The sequence below is a fragment of the Streptomyces sioyaensis genome, assembly GCF_004122735.1.
Lineage (GTDB): Bacteria > Actinomycetota > Actinomycetes > Streptomycetales > Streptomycetaceae > Streptomyces > Streptomyces sioyaensis.
Genome location: NZ_SDIF01000230.1, coordinates 1 through 4,864, shown reverse-complemented (window position 1 = coordinate 4,864; position 4,864 = coordinate 1). Strand labels below are relative to the sequence as shown.

Sequence of the window (4,864 nt, the reverse complement as noted above, 5' to 3'; positions counted from 1 at the left end):
GACACCGCTCGCACCGCTGGGGGCCGGTATGCCGCCGGACGGCCCGAACGGCCGGCCGTCCGGGGTGCGGACGGTGGCCGGGGGAGCGCTTCGGCCGGCGCTGGGGCGAGCGGCTGCCGCAGTGCCCGTCCCGGCCGTTCGGGCCGTCCGGCGGCATACCGGCCCCCAGCGGTGCGAGCGGTGTCAGCGCTGGGGGCTACGGGGAGAGTGGCGGTGGGCGAGGGCCTCGTAGGAGGCGGAGAGCGCCGGGGCCGCGGTCTCGTACGTACGCTGCGCGACGCCTATGAACAGGCAGTCCACGACCAGCAGCTGGCTGGTCCTGGACGACATCGCGGCCGGCCGCAGCTCGCTCTCGCGGGCGCTGGACGTGGTCAGGATGTGGTCGGCGTAGGAGGCGATCTCGCCGTCCGGGCGGCCGGTGATGGCGATCGTGGTGGCGCCGTGGTCGAAGGCCACCCGCAGTGGCTCTATGACATCGGTGGTCCGTCCGGAGTGGGTGATGGCGAGGGCGACATCACCGGTTTTCAGCTGCACCGCGTTCGTCACGGCCAGATGCGGGTCCGCATGCGCGTGCGCGATCAGCCCGATGCGCAGCAGCTTCTGGGCGAGATCCTGGCCGACGAGATGGGAGGCCCCGATGCCGTACACATCGATACGGCGGGCGCCGACGAGCGCGGTGACGGCGGCTTCGAGCTGGGTGACGTCCAGCCCGGCCGCGGTGTCGGCGAGGCACTGCTGCTCTTCCTGCGCCAGCTTCGTCACGACATCGGCGAGGGAGTCGTCGACTGCTATGTCGGCGGTCACCGCGGGCGCGCCGCCGGCCGCCTGCTGGGCGGCGAGCGCGGCGAGCGCGAGGCGCAGATCCCGGTAGCCCGGGTAGCCGAGGAGCCGGGACGTCCGGACGACCGTTGCCTCGCTGGTGCCCGTGCGCTCCGCGAGGCCGGTGACGGTGAGGGCGGCGCAGCCGGCCGGGTCGCTCGCGACGGCCTCGGCGACGCGCTGCATGGAGCGGGTCATCGTCGGGGCGAGGGTGCGGACCTTGGCGGCCAGCGCCGCGGGGGCGGGTGGGGCCGGGGCCGGTCGGGTCTCGACCGGCACGTCCTTGAAAGTTTCCTTCACGCTGCTACTCACTCTTGAAAAGTAATTTCATCGAGCGCTCGCGTCAATACCCTCCGTGAGTGCTGTGGACAGCGCGCATGATCGGCCGAGGGCTGTGGACAACGCCGCTCGCCGGCGGGCCGTCGGGAGACAATGGGGCCATGGAGATGGAACAGGCATTGCACGCCGCGCGGGCGCTGGTGCTCGCCGACCTGATGGCGGACAAGGTGGCCGACGCCGACATCGTCTCGCTCGTGGAGGACGCGGTCGTCCACCGCCGGTGGTGGGTGGAGCAATGGCCTGAGGGCGCGGCATTCGTCGCGGGACTGATAGCGCAGGACGTCCAGGACGCCCTCCTGGACCGGTACGGCCGCTGGCCGCTGTGCCCCGTGTGCACGGAGTCGGGCGATCCCCATGCGCTCGACGTCGAACCGGAGTTGGGGCCCGATCCGCATTGGGTCTGCCCCAAGACGGCCGTCGCGGTGGCCCGGGTCGGGCGGCTCGGCGCTCCGATGGAAGGCTGAGGTGGTTGATGGTGCGGCGGGCTGACGTGGCGATCCGGCCGGAGTGCTGACGTGGCGATTTATATCGATCCACCCAACTGGCCGGGCCACGGGCGGATGTGGTCGCATCTGGTCAGCGACCACTCCTTCGACGAACTGCACGCCTTCGCGGCGCGGATCGGCGCGCCCCGGCGGGCGTTCGAGCGCGACCACTACGACCTGCCGGTGGAGCGCTACGGCGATGCGGTGCGCGCCGGGGCCGTAGAGGTCGGCAGCAAGGAACTGCTGCGCCGGCTGACCGCCGCCGGTCTGCGTCGCCCCAAGCACCGGCCGGCGCCCCGTACGGCCCGCCGCGGCGCGTCGTAGCGGCGGTGCGCCGGCGGGCCCCCGCACGATGGGCCTGACCGTGCGCCGCACCGAAAGGGGACAGCCATGTCGACCAGCGAGCAGGACGGACAACCGGCCACCGACCTCGACCCGAACTACAGCAGTGAGGGCGCCACGGCGACCGCCTGGCCTGCGGCCGTCGGCGGTATGACCGAGGCCGAGATCTTCTGGCTCACCACCGTCCGGCCCGACGGCCGCCCGCATGTCACCCCGCTGCTCGCCGTCTGGTCGGACGGTGCGCTGCACTTCTGCACCGGCCCCGGCGAACGCAAGGCCAAGAACCTGGAAACCAACCCGCGCTGTGTGCTGACGACCTCGACGGCCGGCGGCAACGATCTGCACGCAGGGCTCGACGTGGTCGTCGAGGGCGAGGCGGTGCCGGTGCGCGACGAGGTCACGCTGCGCCGGCTGGCCGATCTGTACGGCGAGAAGTACGGCAGCGACTGGCACTTCGACGTCCGCGACGGTGCGTTCTACGGGGAGGGCACCCGGGCCGTGGTCTTCCGGGTCGAGCCGGTCACGGCCTTCGGGTTCGGGCGGGGTGAGACCTACAGCCAGACGCGATGGACGTTCGCCGGCGGGGCTTGAAGGGCCGGGCGCGGCGCCCGGCCCCGTAGGCGTCAGTGCTGCCCCGCTGCCCTCGCCTCCTCCGCCGTCTCTGCGTCCTTCTCCACGGCCTGCGCGCTCTGCGCCTGCTGCGACGCGTGGGCGGTGGCGGACGAGGAGGCGATCAGCCGGGTGGTGTTCGTCGCGCGGTGCAGCCGGAAGGCGAAGGCGGTGAGGACGACGGCCGCCGCGGCCAGCGCGGCGCCGGTCCAGGCCACGGACGGATAGCCCCAGCCCGCCCCGATGGTCAGCCCGCCGAGCCAGGGGCCGAGGGTGTTGCCGATGTTGAAGGCGGCAGTAGTGGTCGCCCCGGCCAGCGTCGGCGCGGCGTTCGCCACGTTGAACATCCGGGCGTTGAGGGCCGGGGCCGTGGTGAACGCGGTGACCCCGAGCAGCAGCGAGAGCGCGATTGCGGCGGCCGGGCTCTGCGCGGTCAGCGCCAGTACGGCCAGTACGAGGGCGGAGGCGGCGATACCGCCGAAGAGCGTGCCGAAGAGATGGGCGTCGGCGATCCGGCCGCCGATGAACGTACCGATCAGCGCGCCGACACCGAAGAGCGCCAGCACCGTCGGCACCCAGCTCTCGGCGAGGCCGGCGGTGTCGGTCAGCAGCGGCGAGAGGTACGAGAAGAGGGCGAAGACGGCGGCGGCGTTCAGCGCGGTGGCGGACAGCGCCAGCCAGACCTGCTTGTCCTTGTAGATGGCCAGCTCACGGCGCAGCTGCGGGCGGTCCTCGCCGGTCGGCACGGCCGTGCGCGGCACCGCCGCGATCACTCCGAGCAGGCCGAGCGCGGCCAGACCGGCCACGGCCCAGAAGGCGGCGCGCCAGCCGGCGTGCTCGCCGAGCAGTGCGCCGGCCGGGACGCCCGCGATATTGGCGATGCTCAGGCCGCCGACCATCACGGCCATCGCCCGGGCCCGCGCGGTGACCGGCACCAGCGAGACCGCGACCGCCGCGCCGACCGCCCAGAAACCGGCGCAGGCCAGCGCGCTCAGCACGCGCGAGACGAACAGCACGCCGTAGGACGGTGCGAGTGCGCCGGCCACCTGTCCCAGGCCGAAGAGGGCGAGCAGCGCGATCAGCGTCGTCCGGCGCGGGAGCCGGAGCGTGGCCGCGGCGAGGACGGGCGCGCCGACCACCATGCCGATCGCGAAGGCGGAGACCAGCAGCCCGGCCTGCGGAATGGAGACGCGCAGATCGCGGGCGAGCGGCTGGAGGATGCCGGAGAGCATGAACTCGGAGGTGCCAAGGGCAAAAACGGACAGGCCGAGGACGTAGACGGCGAGGGGAAGGCGGGTGCGGTCGGGCGGTGCGGGCATATCACCTACTAACCACGATAGGAGCCCGTGCATTCCCTACAAGCGGGCCTGATTCCCTGCGAGCAGGCTTGATTCCCTACGGGCGGGCCTGTTGAGGCGCCGGCCCGTCCGCGGATCCGTGTCATGCGCCGGCCCGCCCGCGGATCCGCGCCAGGCCTGCCCCGCTTGCCGGCCCCCTCCGCGGGCCCGCCCATCGGCTCCCGTGCTACGCGACGGCTACGCCCCGCGCAGCAGATCCAGCTCCGTGGCGAGATTGCGGCGGGCGGTGTGCTCCCAGAGGTCGTAGCCGCGGGGGGTCCGGAACAGGCGGGGCAGGGCCAGGAGTTGGGTGAGTACGGCGGAGCGGCCGGCCGTGAAATCGGCGTCGGGGACGAAGGAGTACTCCTCGCGGACCGCGGCGGCGTAGGCGGCGTACCGGTCGGGGGAGCCGGCCAGTACGGCGAGGTCGGCATCGCACAACACCTCGCCGTCGGGATCGTCGGGCGCCGGGTCATGGGTGACGGTGAGCCGCACCAGTCGGGCGACCTCGGCCGTGCGGGCCGCGCCGACGCCCAGTTCGGGCAGTGCGCGCTCGGCGAGGGCCGCGCTGCGCTCCTCGTTCTCGGAGCGGTCCGGGCGGTAGACCGCGTCGTGGAACCACGCCGCCAGCTGAACGACGGCCAGGTCATCGGCGTGCTCGGCCAGTTCGTCGATGCGGTAGAGGACCGCGGCCAGATGCTCGACGGTGTGGTAGCGGCGCTGTGGTTCGCTCCAGCGGGACAGCAGATTGTCCGCATACGGGGCGGGGTCGGGGGCCGTGGAGTGCTTGCTGCCGCGGGCCTCGGCGATGGTGAGGGTCCAGCGCTGCCGCAGCTCCGGCGTCGGGTCGGTGGTGTCTGCCGTACGGGACACGGGAGTCATGCGAGCCATTGTGCCCCGTGCGGGGTGATCCGGAACGGGGGTGGGGGCGGG

Annotated in this window: 6 protein-coding genes; 3 read left to right on the top strand and 3 right to left on the bottom strand. The window is 73.0% G+C overall.

Translation table 11 applies throughout. The features are described 5' to 3' along the window. Nucleotides 1-183: 183 nt before the first annotated feature. Nucleotides 184-1,131 (bottom strand): MurR/RpiR family transcriptional regulator, encoded by a 948-nt coding sequence (locus EST54_RS33265; protein WP_372448226.1) that lies wholly within the window; start codon nucleotides 1,129-1,131, stop codon nucleotides 184-186. Between the two features lie 128 nt (nucleotides 1,132-1,259). Between EST54_RS33265 and EST54_RS33260 the strand changes: the two genes are divergently transcribed. From EST54_RS33260 to EST54_RS33250, 3 genes are all read left to right on the top strand, one after another. Continuing rightward, nucleotides 1,260-1,622: a hypothetical protein gene (locus EST54_RS33260; protein ID WP_129251400.1), complete on the top strand. Its 363-nt coding sequence runs from the start codon at nucleotides 1,260-1,262 to the stop codon at nucleotides 1,620-1,622. Nucleotides 1,623-1,673: 51 nt separating this feature from the next. Then, entirely contained in the window at nucleotides 1,674-1,967 is a 294-nt protein-coding gene (locus EST54_RS33255; RefSeq protein ID WP_129251399.1) for a DUF4031 domain-containing protein, read from the top strand. Nucleotides 1,968-2,033: 66 nt separating this feature from the next. After that, complete coding sequence (locus tag EST54_RS33250; RefSeq protein WP_129251398.1) at nucleotides 2,034-2,576, top strand: pyridoxamine 5'-phosphate oxidase family protein; 543 nt, start codon at nucleotides 2,034-2,036, stop codon at nucleotides 2,574-2,576. 32 nt (nucleotides 2,577-2,608) lie between these two features. On the opposite strand, the gene EST54_RS33245 is transcribed toward EST54_RS33250, so the two are convergent. Further along, nucleotides 2,609-3,913: a Cmx/CmrA family chloramphenicol efflux MFS transporter gene (locus tag EST54_RS33245; RefSeq protein ID WP_129251397.1), complete on the bottom strand. Its 1,305-nt coding sequence runs from the start codon at nucleotides 3,911-3,913 to the stop codon at nucleotides 2,609-2,611. Between the two features lie 216 nt (nucleotides 3,914-4,129). Next, nucleotides 4,130-4,813 carry an HD domain-containing protein gene (locus EST54_RS33240; RefSeq protein ID WP_129251396.1) on the bottom strand — a complete coding sequence of 228 codons (684 nt, stop codon included), beginning with the start codon at nucleotides 4,811-4,813 and terminating at the stop codon, nucleotides 4,130-4,132. Nucleotides 4,814-4,864 lie beyond the last annotated feature (51 nt).

Excerpts from the sequence above, each read along its gene's own strand:
- EST54_RS33260 (WP_129251400.1), top strand. The coding sequence starts at position 1,260 with ATGGAGATGGAACAGGCATTGCACGCCGCGCGGGCGCTGGTGCTCGCC.
- EST54_RS33250 (WP_129251398.1), top strand. The coding sequence starts at position 2,034 with ATGTCGACCAGCGAGCAGGACGGACAACCGGCCACCGACCTCGACCCG.
- EST54_RS33245 (WP_129251397.1), bottom strand. The coding sequence starts at position 3,913 with ATGCCCGCACCGCCCGACCGCACCCGCCTTCCCCTCGCCGTCTACGTC.
- EST54_RS33240 (WP_129251396.1), bottom strand. The coding sequence starts at position 4,813 with ATGACTCCCGTGTCCCGTACGGCAGACACCACCGACCCGACGCCGGAG.